The organism is Vibrio sp. 1069 (assembly GCF_033340555.1).
On sequence record NZ_JAWOWP010000012.1, the window covers coordinates 43,741 to 61,143 of the forward strand.

The 17,403-nt window shown below is 45.6% G+C and carries 15 protein-coding genes; 6 read left to right on the forward strand and 9 right to left on the reverse strand.

Translation table 11 applies throughout. The features are described from left to right. Positions 1–129: 129 nt before the first annotated feature. From R7040_RS17155 to csdA, 4 genes are all read left to right on the forward strand, one after another. Positions 130–975: an outer membrane protein OmpK gene (locus tag R7040_RS17155; RefSeq protein ID WP_005391741.1), complete on the forward strand. Its 846-nt coding sequence runs from the start codon at positions 130–132 to the stop codon at positions 973–975. Positions 976–1,083: 108 nt separating this feature from the next. Next, on the forward strand, positions 1,084–1,974 hold the full coding sequence (gene panE / locus R7040_RS17160; RefSeq protein WP_053306735.1) for a 2-dehydropantoate 2-reductase: 891 nt from the start codon (positions 1,084–1,086) through the stop codon (positions 1,972–1,974). Further along, on the forward strand, positions 1,971–2,570 hold the full coding sequence (locus tag R7040_RS17165) for a DJ-1 family glyoxalase III (RefSeq protein WP_006742560.1): 600 nt from the start codon (positions 1,971–1,973) through the stop codon (positions 2,568–2,570). The genes panE and R7040_RS17165 overlap by 4 nt, the downstream gene beginning before the upstream one ends. Further along, positions 2,570–3,781, forward strand: coding sequence for a cysteine desulfurase CsdA (gene csdA / locus R7040_RS17170; RefSeq protein WP_054728421.1), 1,212 nt, complete (start codon positions 2,570–2,572; stop codon positions 3,779–3,781). The genes R7040_RS17165 and csdA overlap by 1 nt, the downstream gene beginning before the upstream one ends. Before the next feature lie 33 nt (positions 3,782–3,814). On the opposite strand, the gene R7040_RS17175 is transcribed toward csdA, so the two are convergent. The 5 genes from R7040_RS17175 to R7040_RS17195 form a co-directional block, all read right to left on the reverse strand. Continuing rightward, complete coding sequence (locus R7040_RS17175; protein ID WP_054728419.1) at positions 3,815–4,735, reverse strand: GGDEF domain-containing protein; 921 nt, start codon at positions 4,733–4,735, stop codon at positions 3,815–3,817. A gap of 309 nt (positions 4,736–5,044) precedes the next feature. Then, positions 5,045–5,473 carry a cysteine desulfurase sulfur acceptor subunit CsdE gene (csdE, locus tag R7040_RS17180; RefSeq protein WP_054728416.1) on the reverse strand — a complete coding sequence of 143 codons (429 nt, stop codon included), beginning with the start codon at positions 5,471–5,473 and terminating at the stop codon, positions 5,045–5,047. Between the two features lie 19 nt (positions 5,474–5,492). After that, positions 5,493–6,302, reverse strand: coding sequence for a tRNA cyclic N6-threonylcarbamoyladenosine(37) synthase TcdA (gene tcdA / locus R7040_RS17185; RefSeq protein ID WP_005391724.1), 810 nt, complete (start codon positions 6,300–6,302; stop codon positions 5,493–5,495). A 99-nt stretch (positions 6,303–6,401) separates the two neighbouring features. Beyond that, positions 6,402–7,505, reverse strand: a complete 1,104-nt coding sequence (gene mltA, locus R7040_RS17190) for a murein transglycosylase A (RefSeq protein WP_005391723.1) — start codon at positions 7,503–7,505, stop codon at positions 6,402–6,404. Between the two features lie 307 nt (positions 7,506–7,812). Continuing rightward, positions 7,813–8,268, reverse strand: coding sequence for a DUF2850 domain-containing protein (locus R7040_RS17195; protein WP_213896069.1), 456 nt, complete (start codon positions 8,266–8,268; stop codon positions 7,813–7,815). A 162-nt stretch (positions 8,269–8,430) separates the two neighbouring features. Here R7040_RS17195 and argA point away from each other — a divergent pair, with 162 nt between their 5' ends. Both argA and R7040_RS17205 read left to right on the forward strand, forming a co-directional pair. Next, on the forward strand, positions 8,431–9,768 hold the full coding sequence (gene argA, locus R7040_RS17200; protein WP_213967761.1) for an amino-acid N-acetyltransferase: 1,338 nt from the start codon (positions 8,431–8,433) through the stop codon (positions 9,766–9,768). Between the two features lie 401 nt (positions 9,769–10,169). Beyond that, positions 10,170–10,358 (forward strand): hypothetical protein, encoded by a 189-nt coding sequence (locus tag R7040_RS17205; protein ID WP_005380230.1) that lies wholly within the window; start codon positions 10,170–10,172, stop codon positions 10,356–10,358. Between the two features lie 48 nt (positions 10,359–10,406). On the opposite strand, the gene R7040_RS17210 is transcribed toward R7040_RS17205, so the two are convergent. The 4 genes from R7040_RS17210 to recB all read right to left on the reverse strand — a co-directional run bounded on the left by R7040_RS17210 (position 10,407) and on the right by recB (position 17,157). Beyond that, a complete protein-coding gene (locus R7040_RS17210) occupies positions 10,407–10,778 on the reverse strand; it encodes a hypothetical protein (RefSeq protein WP_031780957.1) in 372 nt (123 codons plus the stop codon). A 26-nt stretch (positions 10,779–10,804) separates the two neighbouring features. Then, positions 10,805–11,179: a hypothetical protein gene (locus R7040_RS17215; protein ID WP_213967760.1), complete on the reverse strand. Its 375-nt coding sequence runs from the start codon at positions 11,177–11,179 to the stop codon at positions 10,805–10,807. A gap of 156 nt (positions 11,180–11,335) precedes the next feature. Further along, positions 11,336–13,483 (reverse strand): exodeoxyribonuclease V subunit alpha, encoded by a 2,148-nt coding sequence (gene recD / locus R7040_RS17220; RefSeq protein WP_373921530.1) that lies wholly within the window; start codon positions 13,481–13,483, stop codon positions 11,336–11,338. Next, positions 13,483–17,157 (reverse strand): exodeoxyribonuclease V subunit beta, encoded by a 3,675-nt coding sequence (gene recB, locus R7040_RS17225; protein WP_213908250.1) that lies wholly within the window; start codon positions 17,155–17,157, stop codon positions 13,483–13,485. The genes recD and recB overlap by 1 nt, the downstream gene beginning before the upstream one ends. Positions 17,158–17,403: the final 246 nt, after the last annotated feature.

Consider the following 17,403-nt stretch of genomic DNA (forward strand, 5'->3'; position numbering starts at 1 on the left):
ACCAAAAACGTTCAGTTTTGCACCCTTTATCACTTTCATTTGGGATTTTTATCGCTATTATTCCCGCCAATTGGAAAGCGCAGCATAGATTGCGTGTTCTGAATCATTACAAACATAGAGAGTCCCCTTATGCGTAAATCACTTTTAGCTCTTAGCCTTCTAGCGGCTACTTCAGCTCCAGTTATGGCGGCAGATTACTCTGACGGCGATATCCACAAAAACGATTACAAGTGGATGCAGTTCAACTACATGTACTCAATTGATGAAATGCCACGAGTTAAAGGCGCTGACGACAACGCTCACGATTACCTAGAAATGGAATTTGGCGGTCGCTCTGGTATTTTCGACCTATACGGTTACGTAGACGTATTTAACCTAGCGACTAAAGATAACCAAGATAAGTCAATTGAGAACGGCGCTCCTGACAAGATGTTCATGAAATTTGCACCACGTATGTCTCTAGATGCCGTAACTGGTAAAGACCTATCTTTCGGTCCAGTTCAAGAGCTATACATTGCATCTCTAATGGAATGGGGCGGTAACAACGGTGGTGTAAACAACCAGAAAATCGGTTTAGGTTCTGATGTAATGGTTCCTTGGTTAGGTAAAATCGGCCTAAACCTGTACAGCACTTACGATGGCAACAACAAAGGTTGGAACGGTTTCCAAATCTCGACTAACTGGTTCAAACCATTCTACTTCTTCGACAATGGTTCATTCATTTCTTACCAAGGTTACATTGATTACCAATTCGGTATGGATGATGATGCTGGTAACAAATTTGGTACTACCGCGTCAAACGGTGGTGCAATGTTCAACGGCATTTACTGGCACTCAGATCGCTTCGCGGTTGGTTACGGCCTGAAAGCATACAAAGAAGTATATGGCGTAAAAGACGGTCTACAAGTTGCTCCAGGTGTTGAGCTAGAATCGACTGGTGTAAGCCACTACCTAGCTGTAACTTACAAGTTCTAATTGAACCACTAAGTTTGCTCAAAAATGGCGCCTTTCGGCGCCATTTTTATTTGCTTTCCTTTTTTCCCTCATTATCCTTGCAGCAAACCTTTTTAATGAGAGCGTTTGGTGAATATCCTTATCCTCGGTCCAGGTGCGGTGGGCTCACTCTGGGCAACAAAATTTAAGCTTGCCGGGCACAATGTTTCATTGTGGGGAAGAAGTTCAGAGAGACAACAACCACTTCAGTTGGATGACACACCCGCAATCGTATTCAGTAATCAAGATATTTCCTCCGTAAATCAAGCGGACCTCATTTTGATCACGGTAAAAGCTTGGCAAGTGGAAGACGCCATTCAGCCTTTGCTCCCTCATATCAATACAGACACGATTATCATGCTGATGCACAATGGTATGGGTACTGCCTCTGCCTTGGAGAAGGTTGTGCCAAACAATCCGATAGTGCTCGCAACAACGACGCACGGCGCATACAAACCAGATAACCAACACGTATTGCATACCGGTCACGGAACAACGCAAGCGGGTGGTTATAATGACAAAGGAATGCAGTGCACTTTTCTGAAAGATGTTATGCATAATGCCCTTCCAGAGGCCATTTGGAATCCACACATCCAATCTGCGTTATGGACTAAGTTAGCGATCAACTGCGCGATTAACCCACTGACTGCGATTCTCCAGTGTAAGAATGGTGAACTTGCGAAGCCCGAGTTTAAGATACAACTCGAAAGCATCACTCAAGAACTGGTTGAAGTAATGAGTAAAGAAGGTATTGCTATCGAGTTTCGCTCTCTTTTCGATACGGTAATGCAAGTGGTGAACGCCACAGCTGAGAACTATTCTTCAATGAGACAAGACGTATTCCATCAGCGTCGAACGGAAATTGATTTTATAACCGGATACTTGTTAAAGGCTGCCGAGAAACATCGCATCAATACGCCTGAGAATTTAAAACTTTACCAACGCATCAAACAAATAGAACAAAGCTGGACAGAACAATGAGTAAGAAAATCTTAGTGCCAATCGCTCCGGGCACCGAAGAAATGGAAGCCGTCACCGTTATCGACATGATGGTTCGCGCGGGTTATGACGTTACGGTAGCGAGTGCTGCTTTTGATGGCTCATTGACGATGAAAGCTTCTCGCGGAGTCACACTAACAGCCGATTGTAAACTGGTCGATATTGCTGATGATGAGTTTGACGCCATAGCGCTTTCTGGTGGTGTTGGTGGTGCAGAAATTTTTCGTGATAGCACGGTGATGATAGAAATCCTTAAGCAGCACATCTACGAGGGAAAATTGGTCGCTGCTATCTGCGCAGCACCGGCGTTGGTATTGCAACACCATGATCTTTTCCCACAATCACTGATGACCTGTCACCCGAGCTTTCAGTCACATATCCCGGAAGAGAAGTGGCGCAGCAAACGCGTGACCTTTGATATCAACCACAACCTGATCACTAGTCAAGGTCCGGGTACAGCTTTAGAGTTCGCGATGGAAGTAATCATTCAACTCTCAGGTAAAAAACACGCATGGTCAGTTGCTGAACCAATGATCCCTCTGCCTACTCTGCACTACCACAAGCTTGGTGAAGAATAATGTTTGACGTAAATGCTGTACGCGAGCAATTTCCTGCTCTAAACCAATCCGTCAACGATACGCCCTTAGTGTATCTAGATAGCGCAGCGACAACGCAAAAACCACAATGTGTGATTGATGTCATCAGTCATTACTACAGTGCGCAAAATGCCAATGTTCACCGTGGCAGCCACAGTTTAACGGCTAATGCCACCAGCCAATTTGAAGCGGCACGAGAACGAGTGGCAAGCTTTATTGGTGCAAACAGCTCTAAAGAGATCATTTGGACACGGGGCGCAACCGAAGCACTGAACTTAATTGCTCAAACCTACGCCCGTAGCACGTTACAACCAGGTGATGAGATCTTAATTAGCGAGATGGAGCACCACGCCAACATCGTGCCCTGGCAAATCGTGGCAGAGCAAACGGGTGCTAAAGTCATTAAAGTTCCGATGACATCAGATTGCCAGTTCGACATCAGTGCATTTGAGGCGCTTCTGTCTGACCGCTGTAAAATTGTTGCTTGCGCACAAATAACCAACGTAACAGGCACACGCCAACCTATCGAAAAAATCACTGAACTGGCGCACAACGTTGGCGCGGTTGTTGTAGTTGATGGCGCGCAAGGCATCGTACATGAGCAACTTGATTTATCGGCATCAGATATCGATTTCTACGTTTTCTCAGGTCACAAACTTTATGCACCAGCAGGCATTGGGGTTTTATACGGCAAGCTTGAACTTTTGGAAGCCATGCCACCATGGCACGGCGGCGGTAAAATGGTTGAACGCGTTTCTTTCGAAAAAACGACGTTTTCTGCACTTCCTGGTAAATTTGAAGCGGGCACACCAAACGTTGCGGGCGCGATTGCTCTAGCGAAAGCCATTGAGTGGTACCAAGGTTTTGACCATCACGAAGTAGAGACTCATCTCCATGTGCTTCAGGATAAGGCCTACCAAGCACTAAGCGCTTTGGATGACATCCATATTCTAGGCTATCAACCGAATGCCTCTGTACTGACGTTCGTCATGGACGGCGTTCATCACCAAGACATGGCGACGCTGCTCGATCAACAAGGCATTGCGGTACGAGCAGGACACCACTGCGCTCACCCATTGATGGATGCGCTAAACGTTAAAGGCACGGTACGCGTTTCTTTTGGTATTTATAACACGGCTGAAGATGTGGATAGACTCATCGCCGCCGTAGAAAAAGCCGTCGACATGCTATAACGCCAACAGTTTGATTTGGAGTAACCAACAAGGTTACTCCATCTGCCTATCCAGAGTCGCCACGCAATTTCTGCCATTTCTTTTCGCAGCATAAAGCGCTTTATCTGCATGCGCATACAAACGTTTGGTGGTTTCATTTCTGCCTATTTCCACCACGCCTACACTCACCGTGACCGGAATTTCAATCTTTTCAAATTCGAACTGACAATTTTGAATGTGGGAACGTACTTCCTCTCCTACCTCTTTCGCCGCCGACAGAGAAGTTTCTGGCAAAATAATCGCAAACTCCTCCCCTCCGACTCTTGCAAAAATTTCGTCTTTGACGAGTAAGTGAGAAACCAAATCAGCTAAGGTCTCTAAGACATAATCCCCCGCATCATGACCACGTTTATCATTGATGACTTTAAAAAAGTCCAAATCAAACAATAACAACGCGGAGTGATAGTTCGGCTCTTGAGCTTTAATGACCTCTTCTGTGAGCTTTTCGAAAAAGACACGTCGATTGTAGATGTTAGTAAGAGCATCAATTTGGCTTTGATGGCGAAGAAGGGTTTCAACTCGGTGGCGATTGGAGATGTTGCGTGTAAGAATAAGGACAACGCGACGACCTCGGTATTTTATAGCGAGTGGGCAGATCTTGCCTTCGTAGTATAGGTCGCCTCTTGGCCCACTGTTAGCATCTATTCCCTGAATGCTGTCGGCGCACATCTTGTACTCGACCGTCACAATACTGTCTTGTTTCAGTGATCGATTGATCTGCTCGATAAACCAGTCAGCTTTATCTTTCTCGAGTACGCTGTGCAGCGTCTCACCTATCAAATTGCTTCCATCGTGATAGGCTTTTTTATCTGTTCCTCCAAAAACATCAATATAGATACCATCTTCACTCAGAATAAAAGTGGGGTCTGGCATTCCGGATAACACGTCTTGCGCATGTTCCAAGGTGAATTGCATATAGGGAGGTTCCTAGCATTTGTATCTAAGTAACCCAATCGCTTCCAAGTGTGTTTCCACATTGGGGAATAGGAGCGGATGGGGCATATGTCTATTATCTAATATAGACAAATTTTAAATACAATTGAGTTTATAAAAACCAAGTGGGCAATATAATGAACCAGGATCAATAGAATGGTTAATTAACGCTAAAATAGTCGACCATTTGCATACTTTTTATCCATATGCAAAAAATATCTCAACTCAGATACAAAAAACGCCAAACAGCTAGGCTATTCGGCGTTTTTTAAGAGTTGGAAAAATAACTCGTTACACGGCGACTTGCTTAATCTGCTCTACAATAGCTTTCAAGCCATTACCACGTGACGGGCTTAAATGGGAGACAAGCCCCAGCTGATCAAAATAAGCATCAATATCAAATGCTTGAATTTGATCGGCCGTTTTACCGTCATAAGCTGCCATTACCAAGGCAATCAATCCACGGACGATACGCGCATCGGAGTCCGCACAAAAATGCCAAACGCCATCTTGCTCTTGGCTCACTAACCACACCAAGCTTTCACAACCCGAAACGGTAACTTGTTCTGATTTCAGCTCTTCTGGCATTTGTGGCAGCTTTTTACCCCACTGAATCACCTGACGGTAACGATCTTCCCAGCCTTGAAATTGCTGCATAGTCGCTACAATGTCTTCGCTGGTGATATCTGTACCAAATGGAGAAACGGGAAAATCTGTCATGATGCGCTCTTCTTCTAGTTTACTGCTTATATTTTGAAATCAACTTCTCAACGATTCGCGATACCGCGACAAAGCCAAACGTTGCAGTTACGACAGTCGCCGCACCAAAACCGCTAGCGCAATCCATACGTTTTGGACCTTCCGCTGTCGACTTCACACCACACACTGAACCGTCTGCTTGAGGGTACTTCAGCTGCTCGGTTGAAAACACGCAATCAATACCAAACTTACGAGCCGGATTCTTAGGGAAGTTATGATGACGACGCAAGGTGTCTTTGATTTTCTTCGCTAGAGGATCTTGGATCGTTTTCGTTAAGTCAGCGACCATGATCTGCGTTGGGTCAACCTGACCACCAGCGCCCCCCGTGGTGATCACTTTGATCTTGTTGCTGCGGCAATACGCCAACAAAGACGCCTTCGCTTTTACGCTGTCAATCGCATCTAGCACGTAATCAAACTCTTTGCTTAAGTACTCATGTTGATTGTCTGGCGTGATGAAATCATCAATCAGATTGACTTTACACTCTGGGTTGATCAATTTGACACGCTCGGCCATCACTTCAATTTTGCTTTGGCCAACGGTGCCCGTCATCGCATGAATTTGGCGGTTAATATTCGTGACACAAACATCATCCATATCAATCAGAGTCAACTCACCGATCCCAGTACGGGCCAGCGCTTCGACCGCCCATGAACCCACGCCACCAATACCAATAACACAAACGTGTGCAGCGCGAAGAATGTCCACTTCACTGTTGCCATAAAGACGACGAGTGCCGCCAAAGCGTTGATTGTAGCTGTCAGATGCTGGGGTATCGAGTTCACGCATATTGAAGTCCAGATGATCGATAGAAAAACAAAGAGTGCGATTTATACGCACTCTTTGATGAAATGTCTAGATAAGAGGCGGTTCCTCTTTCTTGGATGGCTATTGTAGCTTTTCTGGCGGCAAAGCCCAAGGCGCTTGAGTTGGTGAGTTTTCCAGCCCAAGTTTCCAAACTCGACCAAAATGCTTGTAGTGCCCTGCTTCCGTTCCTGCTCTCGCACCAATGCCATGATACAGATCCAAATGGTTCTGTTTTACAGCACCACCAGTGTCTAAAACGATCAGCATTCGCAGTTGATGCGCACCACTCCACGTACCATCGGCATTCAGCAGTGGCACTTCCGCCAAGATTGGAGTCCCCATTGGTAAGATAGAACGGTCACCCGCGACCGCGGCCATTGGCAACAAAGGAATACCAGCCGATCCCGTTACTGGCGCTTCCGCTTTTGGCGCAAAGAAGACGTAAGAAGGGTTTTGCTCCAACAACTCGCGTACTGTTGCGTCGTCGTTGTCCATTACCCATTCTTTAATCGCTTTGAGAGACATTTTTTCACGCGGCACTTCACCACGTTCAATCAAAATGCGGCCAATACTAACGTAAGCTTTATTATTTTTCCCTGCGTACGCGAAGTACTCCAACGTATCATCATCTTCAAAATGCACATAGCCACTGCCCTGCACTTCCATCATAAACGGGTCAATACGGTTAGGTGCATAACCTAGCACTAAACCTTGGCCATCTAATGCCCCGTTGTAGATCTCCGCGCGAGTCGGACAATCTGATGAGCAGTTTGGCTTGCCATAAACTGGGTACTTAAAAATGTCGTTTGGTGTATGACGCAGTTCCATCACGGGAGAAAAGTATCCGGTAAACAGCACATTACCTTTTTTATCACCACCACCCAATTGCGCGGCTTGAATGCCAAACGCACTCAACGCACTGGTATCTCCGCTCTGTTGCGCCCACTCACTTAATCGTTGATATAGCGGTTGGTATATCTTCGCCATGGATGGTGACTTTATCACCACTTGCTCAGCTTGCTTGTTAAATTCAGTAAAATCGCGTGGTTTGTTAGACTCAACCACATCCACTTGATTGAGGATCTGAGGAAACTCACCATCAAGATATTGCTGAGCACGATCATTTTGTTGAGCACAGCCAAAGAGTAGGCTCAAAGAGATAATAGGAAGGAGTTTTTTTAACACGTGTCTTTTCCGTAAAAGAGAATAGCAAAAGGATGGCAAACAAATGCATACGGTGCAATTGAAAGGATGGCAAACAAATGCATACGGTGCAATTGAAAAGCAACGACAAAATGTTTCAACGCTAAGCCAATCCGTTTACTCGTTGTAAATTCATTCAGTTAATGCAACATGATAACAGCGGAAGAATTACGGAATTGTCCGGATTATGTTTGGAAGTAAAATTTACTGATTGAGAGATGAAATTGTGATCATCCATATGGCTCACAGACGCAAGAGAGCTCTGCTTAAAAGACAATAATAAAAACGACTATCTTACCGCTATCCTTGCACGTCCCTCTAAACGGAATACAGGTAGATAATGAGCATTGGCATCCAGCTTCATTTCTGCATGCTGCTTACCCACAAAATTGAAGTGCCGCTCATTTGAACCCACTCGATACGAAAACGAATCCCCATCGAATTCAAAACTGGTCGCCACTGTAGAACCATTTACGGTAACACCGCGCTCACTCAACACAAATTCTTCACGAGCATAAGGCGCAACATCTTGCTCAACCCAGCGACCATAAATTGTCGATTTGGGAATGGGCGGATTAATGGTTCGAGTAATCAAATCACTATACAGCATGCACACGACAACGGTTCCAACTATCGCTATAAGCATGAGAGAACGCTCTAGCCACTTACGAAGAATTGATTTAGATGACGTTTTTGACAGATTTGAAGCAGTGATCGCAGCATTCTTATTAACAGCAGAAGACATGAGGTTCACGTATTGAGGAAAGACGCCACCATTGTAACCTTCCCTCTTAACGGGACCAAGAACCTACCTCAATATGTTTGTGCTTTATTCCAAAATTTCGCCTTGCCACTCAATGAATAAAAAGGCATTATTTTAACATAATTAAACAAAGGGATGGCTGTAGTGAAAATTCGTAGTACTGCTCTCGTAAAAGGATTCCGTCAATCAACACCTTATGTCAATGCTCACCGCGGAAAAACCATGGTGATCATGCTGGGCGGAGAAGCCGTCGCACACAAAAATTTTGGCAATATTATTAATGATATCGCACTCATGCACAGCCTCGGAATCAAAGTCGTGGTGGTGTATGGTGCACGTCCTCAAATTAATCAGCTGCTAGAAAAACAAGACCTCACTACGCCTTACCACAAAAATATCCGCATTACGGATGAATCGGCTTTATCTGTTGTTATGCAAGCTGCCGGACAACTTCAGCTTGCGATTACTGCGCGCCTATCAATGAGCCTCAACAATACTCCGATGGCAGGTACCCAGCTCAATGTCGTTAGCGGAAACTACATCATTGCCCAACCACTCGGCGTTGATGATGGTGTGGACTATTGCCATAGTGGACGTATTCGCCGCATTGACACCGACGCGATTAATCGCACTCTTGATCAAGGTTCAATTGTTCTGCTAGGTCCCATTGCTAGCTCTGTGACTGGCGAGTGCTTCAATTTATTATCGGAAGAAGTCGCCACCCAACTAGCGATAAAGCTGTGTGCGGATAAGCTGATTGGTTTTTGCTCCGAACAAGGTGTCATTGATGACAACGGCAATGCTGTCGCCGAGTTACTACCAATTGAGGCGGAGCATGTCATCAAAACGCTTTCTGAAAATACGTCTCCTGACCTAGATTACAACACTGGAACACTGCGCTTTCTTAAAGGCTCTATTGCCGCTTGCCGTGCCGGAGTACCTCGTAGCCACTTGATCAGTTATAAAGTAGATGGCGCCTTAATTCAGGAGTTGTTCTCTTTCGACGGTATCGGTACCCAAGTTGTTATGGCGAGTGCTGAACAAGTGAGGCAAGCTAATATTGACGATATTGGCGGTATCTTAGACCTCATTCGCCCTTTAGAAGAACAAGGTGTACTCGTTAGGCGCTCTCGAGAGCAGCTAGAGCAAGAGATAGGAAAATTTACCATCATCGAAAAAGACGGCTTGATTATTGGCTGTGCTGCCCTTTATCCATACCCAGAAGAGCGTAAAGCTGAGATGGCTTGCGTAGCGATTCACCCTGACTATCGTGATGGAAACCGAGGTTTGTTACTGCTCAACTACATGAAACATCGTTCTAAATCCGAAACCATTGATCAGATTTTTGTCCTCACGACACACAGTTTGCATTGGTTTAGAGAGCAAGGTTTTTACGAAGTCAGTGTCGACTATTTGCCTGGAGCCAAACAAGGGTTATATAACTTCCAGCGTAAGTCCAAAATCTTAGCGTTAGATTTATAGCTTAACCTTAAATCAGGGAGCGAAACTTAACGTTCCACTATACCAACTAACCTCAAAGGGCAGGATTCAGTTCATTAACGCTCAACCCTGCACATCGAGCTTGTTTAGGAGTAAGGCCACACATAAACCCTACTCCGGACTAGCGGGTAATCATGTAAACCCAACTTAGAAATGCGCAAACCATTGCTTGATTTTCGTTCCAATTTTATCTTTTAAATATACATTTGGTTGGCTATACTCTGCTCGCTAGTGATTGGTTTTTAACCAATACGAATGGATCTAGGTGATGTAATGTAGCCTTCACCCTAAAATACTGGGCAATTGAAAAACTAGTTAGCTCCGTATTGCACACCAAGGACAGTTGTTAATCTGACTTTAAATAAGCCGAGACGAGCACTGTTATGAGAACAATCATTTGTAATTCGCTTCAAAGCTTCTGGGATATGGCTGACAATCAGTTTTTAGAAGGCCTAGACGTCCACTGTGTTTTCCCCGTAAATGACGCTATCCGAGATTTTATTCTTGCTTATCAACAGCAATACAAAATACGCAGCGTGTCTTTTACCAATGCGTTTGCAAAACATGCATAAAAGAAGACCGAGCCATAAGCTCGGTCTTCTTTTACGTACGTAATTAATTCAAAACAAAATCATAGCTAACAAAGATGCAAAAATAGTGACTACGATAAAGATTAAAATAGTCCAGTACACTAGCCCAATACTTATGAACCACTTTGGGCAAACTCTACGAATATCTGTTAGCTTTCTTTTTTTGGCCAACTTAGGAAATGCAACTGCGGCAACAAGAGCTAATCCATGTATTAAGGCCCCAAAGTGAAATCCAGAAACTAAAGCAAGCTCAATATCTGTATAGTGCTCACTAGTATACGCATAGTGCTTTACTTTTTGCGGCGTGATAACAATAAGCAAAATACCTACTATCAGGTACCAAAAAACTAACAAAGCACCTGCAACAAAAAATGTAATAAAAGAAACTTCTAATAACTGCAAACTTCACCGACCTTCTATTCCAGCTCTCAAGTAATAGACATCCAAACCACCATTGAGCCTAAAGTGATCATAGCTAGAAGCAATAAAACGCATATATAAATACGGCAAATTCCGATGAATAGACCGGAGCAAACTTGATGAATATCAGCAAAGCCCCTTCTCCTCGCTAAAGTTGGTAAAGCGACCGCCGCAACTAAGCCTACACCATGTACTAAAGCACCAAAGTGAAAACCCGAGACTAAAGCTAACTCTACTTCTGAATAATGTTTCGGATTAAAAGCAAACCGCTTCACCTTTAGTGGTATAAAAAATATAAAAATTGCTCCGATAATAACGAACCATAAAAACGTGCCTCCTCCGGCGATAAAGAAGGTTAGAAAAGACGAGTCGAGCAATCCCATATTCAGCTGCCTTTGATATGTGAATGAGAAAGGAGAAATATATCGCTAAGAAAGAGCCTTACTCAATAACAATCCATTTTGCATGAAAACGAAATGGCAAATATAAGACCCGCCACAAAGAATCATCTTCGAAAATGTCACAATCACAAGTAAAAATTAATTCGTAAGCCGCTTTACTAACCCACTCGCACGAGTGGTTTTCACCTTAATGCCTCGCTTCAGAACATTAAGTTCGGCGTAAAGAGCTAAACGCTTTTTCGCGCGGGTAATGCCTGTGTAAATCAACTCACGGGTTAATATCGGGCTAAAGTCTGGTGGCAAAATCATCAGGGTGTAATCAAATTCACTGCCTTGCGATTTATGGATGGTCATGGCGTAAGCCGTTTCATGTTCAGGTACTCGGCTCGGTAAGACCGATTTCACACTGCCGTCAGGTAACTCAAAAAAGACTTTCAAACGCGGTTCTTCTTCAGTGTCATCTCGCATGCAAATACCAATATCACCGTTATACAAACCTAAACCGTGATCATTACGCGTAACCATGACGGGTCTGCCGTGATACCAAATTTCATCCTGAACTTGAATGAACTTGCGCGCCGCGAGCGCTTTCTCGATGCGTTGGTTTAGCCCAGCCACACCGAAGTCACCTTCACGGATCGCGCACAGCAATCGGCATTGGTTGAAGGTATCTAACACCGCTTTGGCTTTGTGCGTTAGCGACTCTGGCTCTCCGGTTTTAGGATCAGTCTCCTGTTGTCCAATGCGTTTGAGGTAACGACCGTATTCCTGCACCAACGTCTGCATCAGTTGGTTGTAATGTTGACTACTTAGCGCGAAATGTTCGATGTCAGAAAAGTCACGCGCCCAGACGTTATCTACGCTCGCAGCAGAACCTGAGTTAACCGCTTTTGCCAACTGACCAATGCCTGAGCGAGCGTCAAATCGGTAACTCTTTTGCAGCATACATAAACTATCGGCAATGCTAGATGCACTGTTACCCGTATGGGCTAAAGTATCGAAACCCGTCAGTTTTGCAATGGCTGACGCCTGCTCTTTTCCATAACCCAATGCGTGGAACGAACAGATATCACCCAACACGGCCCCTGCTTCAACTGAAGCAAGTTGATCTTTATCACCTAGCAAAATCAGCCGCGCATGTTTCGGTAAGGCATCAACCACTTTGTACATCATTGGTAAATCGACCATCGACGCTTCGTCGATAACTAAAATATCCAAATGCAGTGGATTTTGCTTGTTGTGACGAAATTCTGCGCTATTAGGAATCGCGCCCAGCAACCGATGCAAGGTGCTTGATTCAGTCGGAATTTTGGCTTTTAGCTCCGGAGAAACTGGCAGCTCTTGCACCGCTTTACCAATGGACTCGGTTAATCGCGCCGCCGCTTTCCCCGTCGGGGCCACCAGCTTGATGGTTAGATTTTTCTCTTGCGTCGCCTGTTCAATCAAAGCAGCAAGCAACTTGGTTACTGTCGTCGTTTTACCCGTACCTGGGCCACCAGAAATCACAGCAAATCGACGGGTTAACGCAACTGCCGCCGCGACTTTTTGCCAGTTCACGCAAGCCGAGAGTGGCACGAGTTCATCCAGTGTTTGTAAATCCTGAACCTTGCGCGCATTGCTAAGCACGGAATCAATGACGTGCCAATCCAACGATTCGCTTGCGACCACATCAAGGTGGTCACACACCAATTGTTGACGCAACACTTGGTTGCTGCTTCCCGCTTCTACTGCTTTGCCTAACGCGTTAAACAGAAAATGGTATTGGCGTGCAAATAAATGGTTGAGCAACTCGGATAATCGCGCAAACTCTTGTGGTTGCAAGTTAACTGCGGCGCCCAGCTGATTGAGCTTTTCCGCCAGTGTCACTTCATAATGCCAATAGCGATGCAGATACAGACGCTCACCATCGAACATTAAAGGCAAGGCTTCTCCTTGCGCGCCGACCACGCTGGAATTTTGTAATACATGAATCCAGTCTATGCCTTGCAACTGTGTATTAAGCGCCAATGCCGACTCACCAAACAGCCCTAGCTTACTGGCTAAATCCGTAGATTGCCCTTGTGCATCGAACAGAGACAGACAGATATGTCCTTTGCCAAGCTCACTACTGACAACACCAGCGATAAACGCCAATGCTTGACTGTCCGACTGTTCATCATGCGTTTGAGAATCAATAAAACAGGCGAATTGGTAGTCGAGCTGACGAATAGCACCTTTGTGCGCCAAGCGTTCCAACACTACCAATAGGCTATCTTGGTCAGAATGAAGATTGTGATTTGTCATCATTAAAGTAGCTCCATCTGCCCAGCTTGAGTTGAGCGCGTTTCAAGTACTTGACCATCAATCAAACGATCCATCTCTTGTAAGAACTCGAAAGTTGGTTTCGCGGCAAAAATGCCGTGGTCACTCTGCCCATCCATGCCGCGCAAGAACAAGTAATACACGCCACCAAAGTGCTGTTCATAATCATAATTGGCCAATCGGCTGCGTAGGAAACGATGCAGGGCTAACGCATAAATCTGGTACTGCAAATCGTAGCGGTGATCTGCCATCGCCGATTTCAGAGCCTCACCATGATAGTGCGTCACATCGTCGCCAAGATGATTCGATTTCCAGTCAAGCACGTAGTATTTACCTTGATGTTCAAACACCAAGTCGATAAAACCTTTGAGCATGCCTTGCACGGTTTGGAAACCTAAATCCCCCGCTTTCGCCGACAACGGATCGTGACGTTGAATGACTCGGTTTAACGCCGGTGCAGACAAAACTTCAATCGGCAGCAAAAATTCCATCTCCACCAAACGTTGCGACGGTGCTTTTTGATTCAGCAGCAAAGACTTACCATCCAACGGCGTTGCGAGTACGGTATCAATCAATTGCTGTAAAATAGGTAGCCACTCTTCATCGAGCTGTTCGCTTTCCATCAAGCCAAGGATGATTTGTGTATTCTCTTCCGTAGTGGCTGGCTGAGTAAATTCAACTTCCTCAAACAAGCTGTGCAGGAACGTACCCGGACGCGCACCACGAGGGAAGGTAAAAATAGAGCGCTCTGGCTCCACCAAATCCGCTTCGTCTTGCTCTTCAGATGAGTCGATATCAAAACCCGTAATCTCAATCGTGGCATCATGCTCGGCGTGATGAGAGCCTTGCTTGACCAAGCCAGAATAACTGGTGATGCGCCAGTTTCTATCGATAGGGTTTTGCAGCTCTTTCGCGCTAAGATCGTGTATTTCTTCTTGTGGCGCTACGTACTTCTCTTCGAGTTGCTGCGGCGGATCGGCCACAACGACACAATCAAGCTCGTCTTGTTGCTTTGTTAAACCTTGTTGCAAATCGTTAATGCCACCTTCTTGACCATTTTGAATCAAATAGCCAATCGCACTGCGGTGTACACCAGTTGGCTCTTTGGTCGAACGGCCATTGCGCAAAGGTGAGGCACCGATAAAACACGCATACACAGCTCGCGTTAGTGCTACGTATATCAAGCGTAAGTCTTCCGCCAAACGCTCTTTATCCGCTTGCTTCATGGACGCATCGTTGCCAGTAATATCCAGTACCGTGCGGTCATTGGCTGCATCGTAATATTTGGCTTCACTGGCTTCTCGATAGCTGAACACAAACGGCAGAAATACGAGGTCATACTCCAAGCCTTTTGATTTGTGAATAGTTACGATCTGCACTAAGTTACGTTCCGATTCTAAACGTTGGATTTGGTCATCACTGCCACCCAAACAGTTTTCCGCATCACTGATAGACTGAGCGAGCCAACGCAGTAGACCGTGATCGCTGTCCAGTTCATTACTGGCTTGTTGAAGCAGTTCACCGATGTGCATTAAATCGGTAAGCACTCGCTCACCATTTTCACCCTGTGAACTCGCGCCTTCTTCTAGTAATCGCTCGGCAATATGGCGTTTGCTGATCACCGCCCGCAGCATCGGCAGCACACCACGCTGAACCCAAAGTTTGCGATATTCTTTGAATTCGTTTACGGCGTTTTCCCACACAATTTCATCGTTATTAAGTGCATCCAAACTTGCTGCGTCGAGGGCAAACAGCTCAGAAGCAAGACTTGCACGCAGCGCACGGTCATTTTCTGGAGTCAGCACCGCTTGCAGCAAACGCTGTAAATCCTGCGCCACCGAACTGGTAAACACACTGTCTCGGTTAGACAGGTACACGCTGGCAATGCCTTGATCAGCCAACGCTTGTTTGATCATTCGACCTTCGCTACCTGTTCGAACCAATACCGCGATATCGCCCGCTTGAACCGCTTTCTGTTTTTCGCCATTCACCAGACACGCTTGCCCCTGTTGAGCCTGCGTCAAAATGGTTTGGATTTGGCTTGCGGTCGCCTCTGCCATTCGAGTCAAATACTCGCCTTTTGGTAGCGGTTTATCGTCCGCTTCTTGCAACCAATAAGTCAGCGCTGGTTGCTTTTGGCCACCCATAGTCCAAATGCGTTTTTCGGCATTGGGACTGTACTTAACGGGTAAGAACGGAATATCCGAATCGTAGATAAATGGACTGTCTGGCAAAGCAAATACTTGGTTTACCGCCTGCACCATATCTGCGCTAGAACGCCAGTTGGTTCCTAACGTGTAGTGGGCACTTACTTGGTTACGCGCTTTGATATAAGTGAAAATGTCTGCGCCACGAAAGCCATAAATCGCCTGCTTGGGGTCACCGATCATAAACAAACCACATTCCGGGTTGTTCAGATAAATACGGCTGAAAATACTGTATTGAAGCGGGTCGGTATCTTGGAACTCGTCAATCATTGCGACAGGGTACAAAGTACGAATACGCGCCGCTAAAAGCTCGCTTTCGTCCGTATCGATAGAAGCAGAAAGTTGCGTCAGCAAATCATCGAAAGAGAGCCACTGTTTTTGATTTTTCGCGTTGGCCAGCATCACACGACAATGCTCAATCGCATGAGCAAGCAGTGGCGCTTTTAAGCTGATTGGATTGGCAAGAAATGTTTCAATGGCTTCAAATACCGCATGCTGCGGCGCACTGCCTTTCGGTGTTTTTTCCAACAAGACGTTTTGCGCGAATTTCTCCAGCTTGTCTGGATAATCGTAACCTGTGGTTTCCGTTGCCGCCCAAGCATTCACCGCCTCCAACCACGTCGGCAGAGACTTTTTGGTGTAGCTGCGTTTGTTAATATCTGAATCTGAAATCAGCGTTAAGAAGTCATCTTGGCTTTCTCGCCACTGTGCTTTTAATTCATCAATTTTTTTCAAATTTTCAGTATGAAGATCAGCCAAACTACCTTTCATAGCAGGAACAGAAAGGCTTAGCGGCGCACCGGTTAAGTAATTGCTGATGTTAGACAACAACGCAGATGGAGAGCTCCATAGCTGGCGAATTTCCCCAGCCAAGGTAAATGGCAACGGGTAGAAATTGCGGCGCCAGTAATCGGCTACAACTTGCGCTTTTAGGTGACTTTCATCGGTCACAAACTCGTTATTAAATCGGCTGCCAGATTCAAACGCATTTTGCGTTAGCATACGTTGGCAAAAACCGTGAATGGTGTAGACCGCCGCCTCGTCCATCTGACGCTCTGCCTGCAATAAAATTTCTGCGGCTTGCTTGTGATCGTCAAACTCATTAAGCAAAGGTTGGATCACCGGGTCGGAACTCTGTCCACGCGCAAACGCGATTCGCGCATCATGGATTCTTGCCCTGATACGATCGCGTAATTCCGCAGTTGCCGCTTCGGTAAAGGTTACAACCAGAATTTGGTCGACCGTAAGCGGTACGCGATGTCGAGTTTCCGCGCTGCCATGACCAAGCAAAAGACGCAGATATAAACCTGCAATAGTGAAGGTTTTACCTGTACCTGCTGATGCCTCGATTAACCTCGCACCGTGCAGAGGAAACGTCATCGGTTCTAGTGGCGTTGGTTGAGGTTGCTCTGTGCGGTCTAACGTATGTAGAGGACACTCTGCACCTGACATTTGATCCATAACGCTGAATCTCTCCGGATTATTTACTAGGACGTATCACCTAATAAATGTGATCTATAGTTAAAAATTCTATTAATATGTTTAACAAGTTGGATAATTTAGAGCTTTGTGAGATCTTTCTCACGGTTATCCATAAGACGTACCGTTAGTATGCGCCCCACGAGATAAGCCAAACCTTTTTGGCGGCACAACTCAAATGAATTAAACAAAAGTATCATGATCCCTCTGACCTTGTGG

Excerpts from the sequence above, each read along its gene's own strand:
- R7040_RS17165 (WP_006742560.1), top strand. The coding sequence starts at position 1,971 with ATGAGTAAGAAAATCTTAGTGCCAATCGCTCCGGGCACCGAAGAAATG.
- csdA (WP_054728421.1), top strand. The coding sequence starts at position 2,570 with ATGTTTGACGTAAATGCTGTACGCGAGCAATTTCCTGCTCTAAACCAA.
- recB (WP_213908250.1), bottom strand. The coding sequence starts at position 17,157 with ATGTCAGGTGCAGAGTGTCCTCTACATACGTTAGACCGCACAGAGCAA.
- R7040_RS17205 (WP_005380230.1), top strand. The coding sequence starts at position 10,170 with ATGAGAACAATCATTTGTAATTCGCTTCAAAGCTTCTGGGATATGGCT.
- R7040_RS17175 (WP_054728419.1), bottom strand. The coding sequence starts at position 4,735 with ATGCAATTCACCTTGGAACATGCGCAAGACGTGTTATCCGGAATGCCA.
- R7040_RS17155 (WP_005391741.1), top strand. The coding sequence starts at position 130 with ATGCGTAAATCACTTTTAGCTCTTAGCCTTCTAGCGGCTACTTCAGCT.
- csdE (WP_054728416.1), bottom strand. The coding sequence starts at position 5,473 with ATGACAGATTTTCCCGTTTCTCCATTTGGTACAGATATCACCAGCGAA.
- tcdA (WP_005391724.1), bottom strand. The coding sequence starts at position 6,302 with ATGCGTGAACTCGATACCCCAGCATCTGACAGCTACAATCAACGCTTT.
- R7040_RS17195 (WP_213896069.1), bottom strand. The coding sequence starts at position 8,268 with ATGTCTTCTGCTGTTAATAAGAATGCTGCGATCACTGCTTCAAATCTG.
- R7040_RS17215 (WP_213967760.1), bottom strand. The coding sequence starts at position 11,179 with ATGGGATTGCTCGACTCGTCTTTTCTAACCTTCTTTATCGCCGGAGGA.
- recD (WP_373921530.1), bottom strand. The coding sequence starts at position 13,483 with ATGATGACAAATCACAATCTTCATTCTGACCAAGATAGCCTATTGGTA.